Origin of the sequence: Pontimonas salivibrio, from assembly GCF_002950575.1 — a bacterium.
GTDB lineage: Bacteria > Actinomycetota > Actinomycetes > Actinomycetales > Microbacteriaceae > Pontimonas > Pontimonas salivibrio.
Window position 1 is genome coordinate 1,528,931 of the sequence record NZ_CP026923.1, and the last position, 14,770, is coordinate 1,543,700.

Sequence of the window (14,770 nt, forward strand, 5' to 3'; positions counted from 1 at the left end):
GCCGGCCTACTAAATCGACAAGATGAGGCCCGCGACGAGGAAATAAATCAGCAAACCGCTGGTGTCAACCAGTGTGGTCACCAAGGGAACCGAGATGACCGCGGGGTCAATTTTCAGAGCCTGGGCGGCAAGAGGCATGGTCGAGCCAACGGTTGTGGCCCACACGGCGAGTAACACGATGGACAGTCCCACGGTGAACGCCACGGCCAGCCCGGCAACCCACCAGCCGGCCCCAAAAGCGATAGCCCCTAACACCACACCCAAGAGAAGCCCTACCCGTGATTCGCGCCAGGCCACCCGCCAGGCGTCACCGGGTCGCACTTCGCCGACGGCGACCGCGCGCACCGCACTGGTGGCCGCCTGGGCGGCAATATTTCCTCCGGTGCCCACCAGGAGGGGAATAAATAACGCGAGTGCCGTAATTTCGGCGAGCGCGGATTCGAACAGCCCCATCACCCACACGGTGATGGTCGCCGCCGACATCAATATCGCTAACCAAAACACCCGCAGTCTCGCTAAGCGCATCACACTGTCGGACAGGTAGTGGCCGGTTGACGGTAGGGCGCCGGCCTGACGAGCAATATCTTCCGTGTCAGCCGCTTCAATGACTTCGAGCGCGTCATCCACGGTGAGTACCCCGAGGACACGGTTTTCACTATCCACCACCATTAGGCCGAGACGGTTGGTTTCTTGCACCAGTCGGGCCGCTTTTTCGGCGTCTTCGGTGACGTCGATTGTGGGGGCACCGTGGTCAGCAATTTCTCCCACGTTGAGATCCGGGTCACCCAGGACGACGTGGCTGAGTCCCACCACCCCGACCAACTTTCTCGAACGGTCAACGATGGCCAACAGGTCAATCGTTTCCGCATCGGAGCCTTTTCGCCGCACCACATCCAACACGTCGGAAATTTTGGTCGATTCGGACACGGTGACCACTTCGGGGCTCATCACCCGCCCGACGGAGCCTTCCGGGAAACCCAGCAGCGACGCCGTCATGTTGCGCTCTTTGTGACTTAAGCCCGCGAGTACTCGTCGGACAAAACCAGCCGGTGCTTCACCGAGCAGGCGGGCCCGGTCGTCGGGGTCCATTTCTTCAACAATTTCGCTGAAGGCCTGGTCGCGCATTCCGGAGAGCAACTGCTGCTGTTGGAAACTATCGAGCTCTTCAAAAATTTCCAGCGCCGTATCGCGTGGCAACATCCGCCACACCATTGCTGACTGGACGGGGTTTAGCCGGGTGAGCTCTTCGGCAATTTCGTGGGCCGCTTTCGTGTCCAACCACTGCGCAACAGGCCCTAAGCCACCGAGGTTTAGCGCACCGGTGAGACTCAGCTCTGGCGGTTCAGCGTCGTCGGCCATGTCACTGTCCTTGGGCGTCCTGCAGGATGCGTTTGGCTTTACCTTGGTGTTCCGCCTCAACAACGACCACATATTCGGCCGCAATAACTTGATGCATCGAGCGGAACGTGGGCCTGCTGGTTCGCTGCGAACTGTATAGCGCCATACCAATAATCATTCCAAGCCCTGCCCCCACCACAATTCCCGCCGCAATGGGAGCCAAACTCATGTCCACCCCGAGGGTCACCACAATGAGTCCCACAAACAGGCCCACCCAGGAGCCCGTCAGGGCCGACGACAGTGCGGCACGGCCGTGACCGTAACGGGCGGTTATTCGCTCCACTGAGCGAAGACCTTCGCCGACAACCGACAACGCCCGGGGAGGTAGGCCGCCCTCCAGGAGGGTGTCAATGGTTTTCTTTGCGTCCGGGTAACTACTAAAGCGCGCGAGTTCTTCACCGGCTGGCACGGTGGCCAGCTGGTGAAGTTGTTGGGTGCGTGAAGATTGGGCCACCAGACCATTCTCACACCCCAGCGACTAGGCTTTTTCACAATCGTCTCAATGTGTTGGCGGAAAGGCGGGAGGGGCCATGACACTAGACCGGGAAACTATCCGCCTCGCCATCGACACGGTCATCGATCCTGAGCTTCGCCGGCCACTCACCGAATTGGACATGGTGGACTCGATTGATGTCTCACCGGAGTCCATTCGGGTGGTCATTGCCTTGACCATTGTGGGCTGCCCCGCATCGGATCGAATCCATAACGACGTGGCCGAAGCGGTCACGAAGGTGGCGGGGGGCATTCCCGTCGACGTTGAACTAACAGTCATGGAACCGGCCAGGCGGGCCGCTCTGATCACCCGGTTGCGGGGCGATAAATCGCCGGCGCAACAGTTTGGACCCGACACTCTGACTCGCATCATTGCGGTCACCAGTGGCAAGGGCGGTGTGGGTAAATCGACTATCACCGCAAACCTCGCCGAAGCGGCCGCCAACAGTGGGCTTCGGGTGGGCGTGATTGACGCGGACGTATTCGGGTTTAGTCAACCGGCCCTGTTTGGCATTGAGGGAATCAAACCCACGCGCCTCGACGACATGATTCTGCCGCCTGTGGCGGGTGAGGTGAAGCTGATGTCGATTGGGATGTTTGTTGACCAGGGCACCCCGGTGAGTTGGCGGGGTCCGATGCTTCACCGCACGGTGAACCAGTTCTTAAGCGACGTGTTCTTCGGAGACCTTGACCTCCTCTTTCTCGATTTGCCACCGGGAACCGGCGATATCGCCATTTCTGTGGGCCAGCTTCTTCCCCACAGCGAAGTCATCGTCGTCACTACCCCGCAGGCGGGTGCCGCCGATGTGGCCGTCCGCTCCGGTTTAGTCGCCAGGCAAACTGGCCAAAAAGTTGTCGGCGTCATTGAAACAATGTCGGCAGGGGCACTACCCGATGGCACCGTGTTTGACCTTTTTGGCTCCGGTGGCGGCGCGCAGGTTGCTGCGGCTCTCGATGTTCCACTGCTGGGCCAGATTCCCCTCTCGGTGCCACTGCGGATGGCAGGAGATGCCGGCACTCCCCTGGTGTCACACCAGCCAGACGACCCGGCAGCCATTGCCCTTAGCGCCGCCTTCCAGGCACTTCAGGCGACAAGGAACTCCCGGGTGGGAACCCCGCTTCCGGTCTCACCCCGCTGAACACACCTGCTCAACGGCCTGCAGGTGAACTTAGACCGCGTCGGGGTCAAACGCTGCCGGTGTGCTGCGGGTGGTGTCTGTTGTGGGCGCGGGAGTCTTTTTCACCGGGCTTCCCGGGCTGACTGGCTGGGCTGGCGCTGTAGCCGACTCGGTGAGAGCTTCTCGAACAATTCGGCGTGGGTCGTACTGTCTGGGGTCTAACTTTTTCCATTCGACTTCATCAAAGTCTGGTCCCATTTCTTCCCTCAGGCGGTCCTTAGCGCCACTGGCCATGTCCCGCATGGAGCGAATCAGGCGCGCAAGTTTTGCCGAATAGAGCGGCAAACGGTCGGGACCAATCAGGAAGACCGCAATAAGCCCAATCAGCAGAAGCTTTTCGAACGTCAATCCAAAGGACACGTGCCCACAATAGTCGCCCTGGACCAGTGGTGTCCTAGGCTGAATTGAGTTACGCAGTTCAACCGAGAGGGAGGTAGCCGGTGTCCGACTGGGACCTCATCCACCGCTTCAGTAACGACTACTTAGCCGACTCGGAAGATGTCGCCTACCTCCAAGAAGCTTCGCTGGAACAGGGCGTGTCTGCACTCAGTAGAACCTTGGGGTCCACCATTTTTGCCATTGCGCGGGGGATGGACGCCCGCAACATTATTGAGGTGGGAACCGGTGTTGGGGTGACCACGATGCGACTGGCTGAAGCCGCACCACAGGCCCACATCACCAGTATCGACAGCGAACCAGACCACCACGTGACCTTGCGTGAACTGATGCCGCAGGTGGGGTTAGAAACCTCCTCGCTTCGACTGATCACCGAGCGAGCCCAAGATGTCCTGCCCAAAATGAATGAAAATTCTTACGACCTTGTGGTCTTGGATGTTCCGGCTGATGATGTGGAGGCCTGCTTTGGTGACGCCGTCACACTGTGTCGTCCAGGAGGGTCCATTCTGATCGCCCGAGTACTCGCCGGTGGCGCCATTGCGGACCCCGCTGCCAGAGAGCACAAAGTGGCGGCAATGCGTGCGGTCTTGAAAACTGTCGCTGAAGATGACCGCGTCAGCCACACCCTGTTGCCCATGGCAGAAGGCCTGTTGTGGGCTCAGGTTCACACCGAGAACAGCACACCTGGCCAGTAAAGACCCTGGTCAGTAACAAACCTGGTCAGAAAAGACTGAGCCGGGCAACCAGGAGGCCAAAGCGTCCCCTGTCAACGACCTGAGTGACCGACCTGTGCGGCCGAATTGTGTGGCCGACTTGTGCGGCCGACTTGTGGGGCTTAGTTACTTCAGTGCGCCGTTTAAGGCGTCGCGCAGTTCGGTCGCTTCGGCGTCGTTGACCGAGACGACCAGTCGGCCGCCACCCTCCAAGGGAACCTTCACGATAATGAGTCTGCCCTCTTTGACAGCTTCCATGGGTCCATCCCCCGTGCGGGGCTTCATCGCGGCCATTTTTACTTCTCCTCTGTCACCCGAAACCTAAGACTCTATTATCCCTGGAAACCGGGGCTAGCGACAACCGGGCTACTCAGTGAGCCAGTTGTGCAATACCTGGTGGGTGTGTTCGATTTCGGAAATTTCCACCGATTCGTCATCCGAGTGGGCAAGACCCCCATCTCCTGGACCGAAATTCACGGCAGGAATCCCCAGCGCAGAAAAACGTGCCACGTCTGTCCAGCCATACTTTGGACCCACCTCGCGACCACTAGCAGTAACCAGTTCCCCCACAATGGGAATATCCAATCCTGGTCTGGCACCCGGCGACTGGTCGACCACAACCAGCTCGACACCCCCAAAGAGCTCCCGGAGGACCGCTTCGGCGTCGTTCACACTGCGATCGGGGGCAAAACGGTAGTTGACGGTCAAGGTGGCACTGTCGGGAATGACGTTTCCGGCAATACCGCCGTGCACTTTCACGGCGTTCAAGCTTTCACGGTAGGCCAAGCCGTCGACAACGCGAGTTTCTGGTTCAAAACCCGCCAAGAGTTGGAGGGGGGCGGCCAGATGGTGAATGGCGTTATCTCCCCGCCACGGTCTCGCCGAATGTGCCGCCACACCGTGGCTTCGAATCTCGACACGCATCGTGCCATTACAGCCACCTTCAACACCCCCCAGCGACGGCTCACCCAACACGGCCGCATCGGCCACAAACCATTCGGGGTGGGCAGTGTGGAAATGACCCAAGCCGTTGCGCTCAGCTTCGACTTCTTCTTGGTCGTAAAACATCCAGGTCACATCCACACGGGGCGAATCTAAGAGCAGCGCCAGAATGAGGTGGCTGGCTACAGCCGATTTCATGTCGACGCTACCGCGACCATGTAATCGCCCGTCAGCGATCCGCACTGGCCCGACGCCGCCGTGGGGCACCGTATCGATATGGCCGGCGACAATCACTCGGGTGTCGAGGCCCCGCGAAGTGCGCGCCGCCACGGTGTTGCCGTGTCGGATGACCTCGAGGTGCGGTGCAGAGTGGAGGGTCGCTTCAATGCGATCGGCGAGGTGTTGCTCGTCGCCTGAAACCGACGAAATCTCCATCAATTCTTGGGCGAGGGCCACCACCCCCACGCTCACACCAAAAGGTTCACCGCTACGAGCACTGGCACTCGCACTGGCAGCGGGATTCACAGGATGATGCGCATTGGACACCTACTCGAGTGTAGTCGGGGGTGAACCGAGCTAGCCTTGGTGGTATGCCAGAGACGACCCCCTCGACCAGCCCCAGCCATGCATACGGTTACGGCCTTCAAACAATTGCCACTGATGGCACCGTGTTGGACACGTGGTTTCCACACCCCACATTGGGCGAACCACCGGCCAGTTTTGACCCACACATCCTCCCCCAAGAGATTTCTCACCTGGAGCGAACAGATGAGCTCCTTGGTGTCCACACACAAGGCATTGGCATCAGCATTGACCTTCAGGCAAAGCCCACCAGTGTCCCGGACGCCTATTTGCGCCTGCACCTGCTGTCGCACACCCTGGTGCAGCCCAACACGATCAACCTTGAAGGCCTCTTTGGGGTCTTGAACATCGCAGCCTTCACCAGTCACGGCCCCATTCACCCCGATACGGCCAACACTCGGGTCGCCGCACTCCGACAAGCTGGCGTCCAGATCACTGGGGTGGATAAGTTTCCTCCGATGGTGAACTACTTCAGCCCCCCAGGGGTGCGCATCGCCGATACGTCACGAGTGCGTTTAGGTGCACACCTCGCACCAGGAACCACGGTCATGCATGAAGGGTTTGTGAACTTTAATGCCGGCACTTTGGGCTCATCCATGGTGGAGGGGCGCGTTTCTCAGGGTGTCATTGTCGGTGAAGGCTCCGACATTGGTGGTGGGGCCTCCATCATGGGCACCCTCTCCGGTGGGGGCACCCAGGTGATCTCTTTGGGTGAGCGCTGCCTACTGGGCGCGAACGCTGGGATTGGTATTTCTTTGGGTGATGACTGTGTCGTGGAGGCCGGCCTTTACGTCACAGCCGGCACCAAAGTGACGGTGTTGGCTGACGGTGAGGCAAAAACTCTCAAGGCCGGTGAGCTCTCTGGGGTATCCGGCCTTCTCTATCGCCGGAACTCTCAAAGTGGTGTCGTCGAAGTGTTGCCGCGCGGTGGTGTCGGTGTGACGCTCAACGAGGCCCTGCACGCCTGACCCTGCTCGCCTGACCCAGCACACCTCACACCCGGGTTCAGGTGCCTTGTGGCGCCTGTATGGGGAGGTGTGGGGCAGGGTGGGAACTCTCGGGCTGGTGTTGTGCCCTCTAGCGCGAGGTGGGCCAGTGGCGCTCAGCGGGACCCGTGTAGAGCTGTTGGGGGCGGCCGATACGAAGGTGGGGGTCTTGGTTCATTTCCCGCCAGTGGGCGATCCAGCCCGGCAGGCGCCCAATGGCAAACAGCACGGTGAACATCCGGGTGGGAAAACCCATCGCCTTGTAGATCACGCCGGTGTAGAAGTCGACGTTGGGATAGAGCTTTCGCTCAATGAAGTAGTCGTCAGCGAGCGCGATTTCCTCAAGTTCCTTGGCGATGTCCAACAGTTCGTCTTTGACACCCAGCTCTTTGAGAACGGCGTCGGCAGATTCTTTGACCAGTTTCGCCCTCGGGTCATAGTTTTTGTAGACCCGGTGGCCAAAGCCCATCAGGCGAATACCGTCTTCTTTGTTTTTGACCCGCTCGACGAAGCGGTGAACGCCTTCACCCGAGTCGCGAATATCGCCCAACATGCTGAGCACTGCTTCGTTTGCACCGCCGTGTAGTGGGCCCGACAGGGCGTTGATGCCCGCGGAGACGGAAGCAAACAGATTGGCTTCCGTGGAGCCCACCAACCGGACTGTGGAGGTGGACGCGTTTTGTTCGTGGTCTTCGTGCAGAATCAGCAACCGGTCGAGTGCCTGGATCAGCACAGGGTTTTCTTTATAAGGCTCGGCCATCAGACCAAAGTTCAGCCACAAAAAGTTGTCAATGAAGCTACGGTCGTTATCGGGGTATAAAAAGGCTTGACCGATGCTCTTTTTGTGTGCGTAGGCCGCAATGACGGGCAGTTTGGCCAGCAGCCTGATGGTGGACATTTCCACCTGTTCGGGATCTTTCGGATCCAACGAATCGCCGTAATACGTGGAAAGTGCACTGACCGCACTGGAGAGCACCGACATGGGGTGGGCGGAGTGGGGAAGGGCATCAAAAAGGCGCTTTAGGTCTTCGTGCAACAGAGTGTGTCGGCGCACTTTGTGGTCAAACGCTTCTAGTTGTTCCGCCGTGGGCACTTCGCCGTAAATGAGGAGCCAGGCCACTTCGAGGAATGTGGAATGCTCCGCCACCTGCTCAATGGGATACCCGCGGTAGCGAAGGATTCCCTGGTCACCATCAATGTAGGTAATGCCACTCGATGTGGGGGCGGTGTTGACAAAGCCGGGGTCGTAACTGGTGTAACCGGTCTGTTTCGTAAAACTCGACATGTCCACACTGGAGGCGCCATCAGTGGATTCTTTGATGGGGAATGTGGCGCTACCGCCTGGAAAATTGAGTGTGACCTCTTCGGGGTCGATCCCGTGATTTTCGCTCACCGTATCCTCCTTCGCCCAGCAGGCGGGTGACACCTGATGGGTGGGTGTGGTCTGTGGTCTGGTGCCCCTTTGAGGGCACTCCCGCTACGACGTGACCAGCCTAGACGACGCAGGCACCCCACCAATACCCTCGTCCCCAGGGACCGGTTCCACGGTGTCGAGAAAGTGCGTCCTTACAAGGACAGGCGGGCAGCTGCCGCTTCGATGTCGCCATCGGTGGCAGTGAGTGCGATCCGCACATGCTGATTTCCCGCTGGGCCATAAAAATGCCCCGGTGTGACCAACACTCCGCGTGTCGCGACGTCCATCACCGTGTCCATGGCGAGTTGGTCAGCCGTTGCCCAGATATAGAGCCCTGCATCACCTCCGGTGATGCGAAGCCCGGCAGCCAGGACTGCCGGGGTCAACACTTCACGCCGACGGTGATAACGCTGTCGAATGTCGTCCACGTGGGACGAATCACCCAGTGCCACCCGAAGCACCTGACGGATCGGCTCCGGCGACATTAAACCCAGGTGGCGCCTAGCCAACACAATGGGGTCAATCACGCCGGGGTCACCCGCCAGCATCGCCCCGCGGTAGCCAGCGAGGTTAGATTGTTTGGACAGCGAATACAGTGCGACCAGCCCGGTGAGGTCACCGCCGGTCACCTCATCGCACAATAGTGAGGGTGAATGTGGTTGGGAGCCAGACCCCAGCAGGGCGTAACATTCGTCACTGGCTAACACAGCACCCAACTGCCTCGCGCGGGCCACAGCCCGCTGGAGCTGTTCGATGCTGAGGACTTCGCCTGTGGGGTTCCCGGGCGAGTTCAACCAGACAAGCTTTGTCCCCTCCGGCCACGAGTCAGGGTCGTCACTGGCACGGCTTTGTGCTCCGACCAGTGTGGCCCCCACCTGGTAGGTCGGGTAGGCAATACGCGGATACACCACGGCGTCTTGGGGTCCAAGACCTAACAGCAGTGGTAGAAGCCCCACCATTTCTTTGGAACCAATGGTGGGAAACACTCCCTCGGCACTCACCCCAGTGGCCCCTCGAACCTGATGCCACCAGGCCACCAGGTCATCCCTGGTCGCCTGTGAGCCGCGAACTGTGGGATAACCGGGGGCATTACTGGCTTCAGCCAGGGCCTGCTGGAGAAGCCCCGGGGTGTCATCCACCGGTGAGCCCACCGACAAGTCAATGAGGCCTTCAGGGTGTTCTGAGGCGAGGCTTTTCGCTGGCCCCAGTTCATCCCAGGGGAAATCGGGCAATCTCAGCATGGTCGCTGGAGGCTAGTTCTGGGGAGGAAGCGCTTTGATGATGGGGTGGTCATCTTCGATGACGCCGACTTTCGCCGCACCACCTGGTGAGCCCACCTCGATGAAAAAGTCCACGTTGGCTGTGTAGTACTCGGCCCATTTTTCGGGAACGTCGTCTTCGTAGTAAATCGCCTCGACCGGGCAGACCGGTTCGCACGCACCACAGTCCACACATTCATCGGGGTGGATGTAAAGCATCCGTTCACCCTCGTAAATGCAGTCAACGGGACATTCGTCGATGCAGGCACGATCTTTCACATCGACACAGGGAAGGGCAATTACATACGTCACCGACTAGTCCCCCTCTCGTGTAGGCCTGGCTCCATCGTATCGCGCGGCGCTGGGAAGCTTCGGCCACGCCAACACCACTAACGCAATCACGACAACCCCCAAGGTCAGTCCATAACCCAGCGGTTCGGCCACAACAACAAACGAACCACCGAGGCCCGCGGAGAGCACCATTTGGGTCACCAGCACACCCAACACCCCGGAGAGGGCGAGGGTTCGATTTCTTCCCAGCACACGAAGCCCCATCACGTAAGCGGCGACCAACACTAACCCCAGGATGAGCCCCAATGGCGGCAGGCTTCGGTGGTGGAGGGTTACCACTGCTCCAATAAACACGCCTGCGACGAATGCGCCGAGGGCGGGAAGTGTCGCCGAAATGACCGTGTGGGCCATTTAGCCATCGAGGCGGAACATCCACCCGTAAGGATCGGGTTGACGTCCGTATTGAATGTCCGTGAGTTTTTCGCGAAGCGCGAGTGTGAGTGGTCCAGCCGGCTGATCCAAATCACCGATCGTGAAATCTTTCGATTTCAACTGCCCAATCGGTGTCACCACCGCCGCGGTACCGCACGCGAACGCTTCGACAATGTCGCCCGATTCGACTCCGTCCCGCCATTCTTCGAGCGTCACCGGCCGGCGCTCCACAGTGTGCCCGGCATCTTCTGCAAGCTGCAAAATGGAGTCCCTGGTGATGCCCTGCAAGATGGTGTCGCTTTGCGGGGTCACCACTCGGCCGTCCTTGTACACCAGGACGATATTCATACCGCCCAACTCTTCGAGGTATTTTCCTTCCACAGAGTCCAGAAACAACACTTGAGCGCAACCGTGTTCGGCGGCCTCTGCCTGAGCGACCAGCGACGCAGCATAGTTGCCACCGGTTTTTGCCTGACCGGTTCCGCCCTTCCCTGCACGGGAATAGTCGGTGGAAAGCCAAATCGAGACCGGCTTTACTCCGCCACTGAAGTAGGGCCCTGCCGGAGCAGCAATGATGTAGAAGGCGACCTTTTTGGCAGCACGCACCCCCAAGAACGCTTCCTTGGCATACATATACGGTCGGATATACAAACTCATTTCGGGAGCGCTTGGCACCCAGGCACCATCAACGGCAATGAGTTGTTTCAGCGACTCCAAGAAGTAGTCGGCTGGCAGTTCGGGCAGTGCCATGCGCTTCGCGGAGCGTTGCATGCGAAGCGCATTCTGATCGGGTCGAAACGACCAAATGCTGCCATCGGCGTGACGGTACGCCTTCAAGCCTTCGAAGATCTCCTGCCCGTAGTGCAACACAGCCGCTGCAGGGTCCATTGCAATAGGACCGTAAGGCTGGACGCGGGGCCGGTGCCAACCACCTTTTTCTGACCAGCAAATATCGACCATGTGGTCGGTAAAGACCGAGCCAAAAGGCGGGTCGGCGAGAATCGCATCCCGCTCGGCCGCGGGCATTGGTGAGTCGTTGTGGCTGACCTGAAACACGAGGTCTTTTGGCGCCATCTGAAGCGGAATGGTCATCATTACATCCTTGAACCAACGAGAGTGTTGGCGTGAGTCTAGTGCCTTAGAGGTGAGCCATTCTGGGCGAATTAGTCGAGGTGCGCCCTAATGGCCGCACCCACCTCACTGGTGGAACGAGGTCCGTCACGCAGCACCAAATCCTGATCGACCGCTCTGACAACCGCCTCGGCTCGGTCTTTATGGCCGAGGTGGTCCAACAGGATGGCCGTGGAGAGGATTGCCGCGGTGGGATCAGCCGTGTGAGTACCCGCAATATCGGGCGCTGAACCGTGGACTGGTTCAAACATGCTGGGGAATTGGCCCTCCGGGTTGATGTTTCCGGATGCGGAAAGGCCAATACCGCCACCAATGGCGGCAGCAAGGTCGGTGACAATGTCACCAAAAAGGTTGTCGGTGACCACCACATCAAAACGGCTCGGATCGGTCACCAAATAAATCATCATGGCGTCAATGTGTGCATAGTCGACACTGACGTCCGGGAAATCGGGAGCCACCCGATCGACGGTGCGCTGCCACAGCGAGCCCGCAAAGCCCAATACGTTGGTTTTGTGCACGAGGGTGAGCCTTTTGCGCCTAATCATTGCCGTCTGGAAGGCGTAGCGCACAACCCGCTCCACACCAAAAGCGGTATTCACTGACACTTCCGTGGCCACCTCGTGGGGAGTATTCACCCGAAGCGCGCCACCATTTCCCGTGTAGGGGCCTTCAGTTCCTTCTCGCACCACCACAAAGTCGATGGCTCCAGGGTCGGCCAAGGGTGAGGCAACTCCTGCGGGCAGTCGCGTCGGGCGCAAGTTCACGTAGTGGTCAAACGCGAAACGCAATTTGAGCAGAAGACCCCGCTCGACGATTCCCCCCGCGAGGCGGGCGTCTCTGGGGTCACCGCCGACAGCGCCCAAGATGAGGGCGTCGTGGGTGGCCAGTGCGCCCAGTGTCTCCTCGGGAAGCACTCGACCGGTTTCCAGGTAGTGGTTGGCACCCAGTGGGTAGTCCTCGGTGTGAATATCCAGAACACCACCGAGTGCCACCCGGAGGGTTTCTAACGCTTCTGTGGTGACTTCTGGACCAATACCGTCTCCGGGGATGACCCCGAGGTTCAGTGTGGACATGTTCTCCCCCTAAAGTTCCAGAATTTCGATGGCCCGCATGACCCTGGCGTCAATGGCTTTGGCCACTCGTTCCAGAATCTCGTCATCGACGCGACTGTCTACGGTGAGAACGCTGAGTGCTTCACCGCCGGCACTCTCCCGGGCAATCTGCATTCCGGCGATATTGATGTGGTGTTCACCAAACTCTCTACCGTAGACGGCGACAATTCCTGGCCGATCGGCATACATCATCACAATGTGGTGCTCGGCCAGTGGCACCTCAATTTCGTAGCCATTAATTTCGGTCAGCTTCTGGGTGTTGTGTCGGCCCATGAGGGTTCCACACACTGAGACTGAACTGCCATCGCCCAACACTCCTCGAATCTCGAGAAGGTTGCGATAGGCGGGGCTGTCCGGGTCGGTGTGCATCGACACGGCCACACCACGCGATTCCGCCAACAGTGGCGCGTTCACGTAACTGACTTTTTCGCTCACGATGCGCTGGAAGATGCCCTTGAGCGCAGCGAGTTTCAACACACTGACATCGTGTTCGACAATTTCACCGCGCACAGTCACATCGATGCTGACCAGCGACGATTCACACAGGCCGATAAAGACTTGGCCAAGGTTTTCCATTAACGAAATCCCGGGCTTCACACTTTGGTCGATCACACCACCGGCCACGTTGACCGCGTCCGGGACCAATTCCCCACCCAGAGCTAAACGGACCGACCGCGCCACCGACACACCGGCTTTCTCTTGAGCTTCGTCAGTGGAGGCGCCCAAGTGGGGGGTCAAAATCACATTCGGTGCACTGAGCAGTGGTGAATCCACGGGGGGTTCGTTGACAAACACGTCCAAACCGGCGCCAGCAATGGCACCGGACTCGAGGGCCCGAACGAGGGCATCCTCGTCGATGATCCCACCACGGCTGGCGTTCACAATACGCAGTTCGGGCTTTGCCAGCGCAAACTGCTCGTCACTGATCATCCCCGTGGTCTCCGGGGTGCGGGGGATATGCACGGTGATGAAGTCGGAGCGAGCCATCACATCCTCAAGAGTGGTTAAGTCCACACCCATTTGCGCGGCCCTGGCTGGCTGAACATAAGGGTCATAACCAATCAGCGTTGCCCCAAAGCCTTGGAGGCGTTCGCACACCAGGGCGCCAATACGGCCTAAGCCAATGATGCCGATGGTTTTTTCGAACAGTTCCACACCGGAAAACGATGAGCGCTTCCACTGCCCATCCCGCATTGACTGGTGGGCCTGGGGGATGTGCCGGGCGAGAGAGAGAATGTGACCGATGGCCAACTCTGCCGCGCTAATAATGTTCGACGTCGGTGCGTTCACCACCATCACGCCGGCCGTTGTGGCCGCCGCAATATCGACGTTATCTAACCCCACCCCCGCGCGAGCGATCACTTTCAACTGGGGGGCATTGTCTAATGCTTCCTGGTCGATCTGTGTGGCCGAGCGGATCAACACCGCGTGGGCATCCTGAAGCGCGGCCAGTAACGCCTGCCGATCGGTGCCATCAACGTCACGGATATCAAAATCCGGTCCCAACGCCTCCCTCGTGGCGGGTGAAAGCACTTCGGCGATTAAGACAACAGGTTGTGCCACAAGGGGGCCTTTCTGTGCACTGACAACAATGAGTTCACGGGTGGCGGCGCATTATCTACAACCCCACTCAATCCACCTGCCAGCCTAGTTGAGCGAGGAAGGCAGAGTTTGATGGGGTGCACTAATCCAACAGCGCCCGTAGTACATCGGCTCGCCACGCCTGCTCTGCGGCAATCAACGACAGTGACAGGGTGGCTTGGACCGACAATGCAATCGCATAAATCACTGCCGCTTCGATAACGGACTGGCGACGCCAACCCCACCACAGTCCCAGCGCCCACAACAACACAGGGACAATCACACCGGAAACCAACAAGACCCACGGTGTGGAATCGGCCACACCTAACGCGCTGTAGTAGGCGGGAAGGCCCAGCAGATTTCCGACGGCCTCCCACACATCCCAGACGATAAGGAGGACAAACAGCCCACTCAACACAACGCGCGACATCACGGTGCCAACACCGCCGGCAGAATAAACGGCCACGGCAACAAGATCAGGAGACCGAGAAGCAGGAAGCCTCCACGTTTTCTCGCACTCCAGTTCGCCCCCAACCACACGGCCGCCACAAACCACAACGGGGTGGAAATGTAGGCGAGAAATTGCCCAAAACTAAACAGGGCTGCTTCAAGCCGGCTAGAAAACTGCGGAACAGGTTGCTGGGCTAAACCAATGACCCAGGCCAACGCCCACATCACGTACAGACCACCAAGCACCGCCGTGAGCCAGACACCTGGCTCACGGCCTCCTGACGTTTCGGCGGCTACTTGCTCATGGTCTCCACCGTGTAGGTGGGGGTCAAGGTATTGCGAATCGTCGCTGCCTGGGCCCCAATCGAAGGCTTCGGCGTCGTCTGGTGAGGGTGTTCCCTGATTACTCAACG

The 14,770-nt window shown here is 59.2% G+C and carries 17 protein-coding genes; 3 read left to right on the top strand and 14 right to left on the bottom strand.

Annotated features, from left to right (window positions below):
- Positions 1-9 precede the first annotated feature (9 nt).
- On the bottom strand, positions 10-1,359 hold the full coding sequence (mgtE, locus tag C3B54_RS07615; protein WP_104913961.1) for a magnesium transporter: 1,350 nt from the start codon (positions 1,357-1,359) through the stop codon (positions 10-12).
- Between the two features lies 1 nt (position 1,360).
- Positions 1,361-1,852, bottom strand: a complete 492-nt coding sequence (locus tag C3B54_RS07620; protein WP_104913962.1) for a YflT domain-containing protein — start codon at positions 1,850-1,852, stop codon at positions 1,361-1,363.
- A 76-nt stretch (positions 1,853-1,928) separates the two neighbouring features.
- On the opposite strand from C3B54_RS07620, the gene C3B54_RS07625 reads away from it, so the two are divergent.
- Positions 1,929-3,029 carry a P-loop NTPase gene (locus tag C3B54_RS07625; protein ID WP_104913963.1) on the top strand — a complete coding sequence of 367 codons (1,101 nt, stop codon included), beginning with the start codon at positions 1,929-1,931 and terminating at the stop codon, positions 3,027-3,029.
- 30 nt (positions 3,030-3,059) lie between these two features.
- On the opposite strand, the gene C3B54_RS07630 is transcribed toward C3B54_RS07625, so the two are convergent.
- Complete coding sequence (locus C3B54_RS07630; protein WP_245867891.1) at positions 3,060-3,428, bottom strand: twin-arginine translocase TatA/TatE family subunit; 369 nt, start codon at positions 3,426-3,428, stop codon at positions 3,060-3,062.
- Positions 3,429-3,508: 80 nt separating this feature from the next.
- Here C3B54_RS07630 and C3B54_RS07635 point away from each other — a divergent pair, with 80 nt between their 5' ends.
- Positions 3,509-4,159: an O-methyltransferase gene (locus C3B54_RS07635; protein ID WP_104913964.1), complete on the top strand. Its 651-nt coding sequence runs from the start codon at positions 3,509-3,511 to the stop codon at positions 4,157-4,159.
- A gap of 144 nt (positions 4,160-4,303) precedes the next feature.
- Here C3B54_RS07635 and C3B54_RS07640 read toward each other — a convergent pair whose 3' ends face one another.
- Entirely contained in the window at positions 4,304-4,471 is a 168-nt protein-coding gene (locus C3B54_RS07640; protein WP_104913965.1) for a DUF3117 domain-containing protein, read from the bottom strand.
- Between the two features lie 72 nt (positions 4,472-4,543).
- Positions 4,544-5,665, bottom strand: coding sequence for a succinyl-diaminopimelate desuccinylase (dapE, locus tag C3B54_RS07645; RefSeq protein WP_342749538.1), 1,122 nt, complete (start codon positions 5,663-5,665; stop codon positions 4,544-4,546).
- Between the two features lie 44 nt (positions 5,666-5,709).
- On the opposite strand from dapE, the gene dapD reads away from it, so the two are divergent.
- Positions 5,710-6,669 (top strand): 2,3,4,5-tetrahydropyridine-2,6-dicarboxylate N-succinyltransferase, encoded by a 960-nt coding sequence (dapD, locus tag C3B54_RS07650; protein WP_104913966.1) that lies wholly within the window; start codon positions 5,710-5,712, stop codon positions 6,667-6,669.
- 109 nt (positions 6,670-6,778) lie between these two features.
- Here the strand turns inward: dapD and C3B54_RS07655 are convergent, their stop codons facing one another.
- The 9 genes from C3B54_RS07655 to C3B54_RS07695 form a co-directional block, all read right to left on the bottom strand.
- Positions 6,779-8,080: a citrate synthase gene (locus C3B54_RS07655; RefSeq protein ID WP_245867902.1), complete on the bottom strand. Its 1,302-nt coding sequence runs from the start codon at positions 8,078-8,080 to the stop codon at positions 6,779-6,781.
- 173 nt (positions 8,081-8,253) lie between these two features.
- On the bottom strand, positions 8,254-9,342 hold the full coding sequence (gene dapC, locus C3B54_RS07660; protein WP_104913967.1) for a succinyldiaminopimelate transaminase: 1,089 nt from the start codon (positions 9,340-9,342) through the stop codon (positions 8,254-8,256).
- A 12-nt stretch (positions 9,343-9,354) separates the two neighbouring features.
- Complete coding sequence (gene fdxA, locus C3B54_RS07665; RefSeq protein WP_104913968.1) at positions 9,355-9,672, bottom strand: ferredoxin; 318 nt, start codon at positions 9,670-9,672, stop codon at positions 9,355-9,357.
- Between the two features lie 3 nt (positions 9,673-9,675).
- Complete coding sequence (locus tag C3B54_RS07670; protein ID WP_104913969.1) at positions 9,676-10,062, bottom strand: hypothetical protein; 387 nt, start codon at positions 10,060-10,062, stop codon at positions 9,676-9,678.
- Positions 10,063-11,157, bottom strand: coding sequence for a branched-chain amino acid aminotransferase (locus tag C3B54_RS07675; RefSeq protein ID WP_245868018.1), 1,095 nt, complete (start codon positions 11,155-11,157; stop codon positions 10,063-10,065).
- Between the two features lie 89 nt (positions 11,158-11,246).
- Entirely contained in the window at positions 11,247-12,287 is a 1,041-nt protein-coding gene (locus C3B54_RS07680; RefSeq protein WP_104913971.1) for a 3-isopropylmalate dehydrogenase, read from the bottom strand.
- A 9-nt stretch (positions 12,288-12,296) separates the two neighbouring features.
- Entirely contained in the window at positions 12,297-13,889 is a 1,593-nt protein-coding gene (gene serA / locus C3B54_RS07685; RefSeq protein ID WP_104913972.1) for a phosphoglycerate dehydrogenase, read from the bottom strand.
- Between the two features lie 121 nt (positions 13,890-14,010).
- Positions 14,011-14,340: a hypothetical protein gene (locus tag C3B54_RS07690; RefSeq protein WP_158665600.1), complete on the bottom strand. Its 330-nt coding sequence runs from the start codon at positions 14,338-14,340 to the stop codon at positions 14,011-14,013.
- A complete protein-coding gene (locus C3B54_RS07695; protein ID WP_104913974.1) occupies positions 14,337-14,768 on the bottom strand; it encodes a hypothetical protein in 432 nt (143 codons plus the stop codon). The genes C3B54_RS07690 and C3B54_RS07695 overlap by 4 nt, the downstream gene beginning before the upstream one ends.
- Between the last annotated feature and the right edge of the window lie 2 nt (positions 14,769-14,770).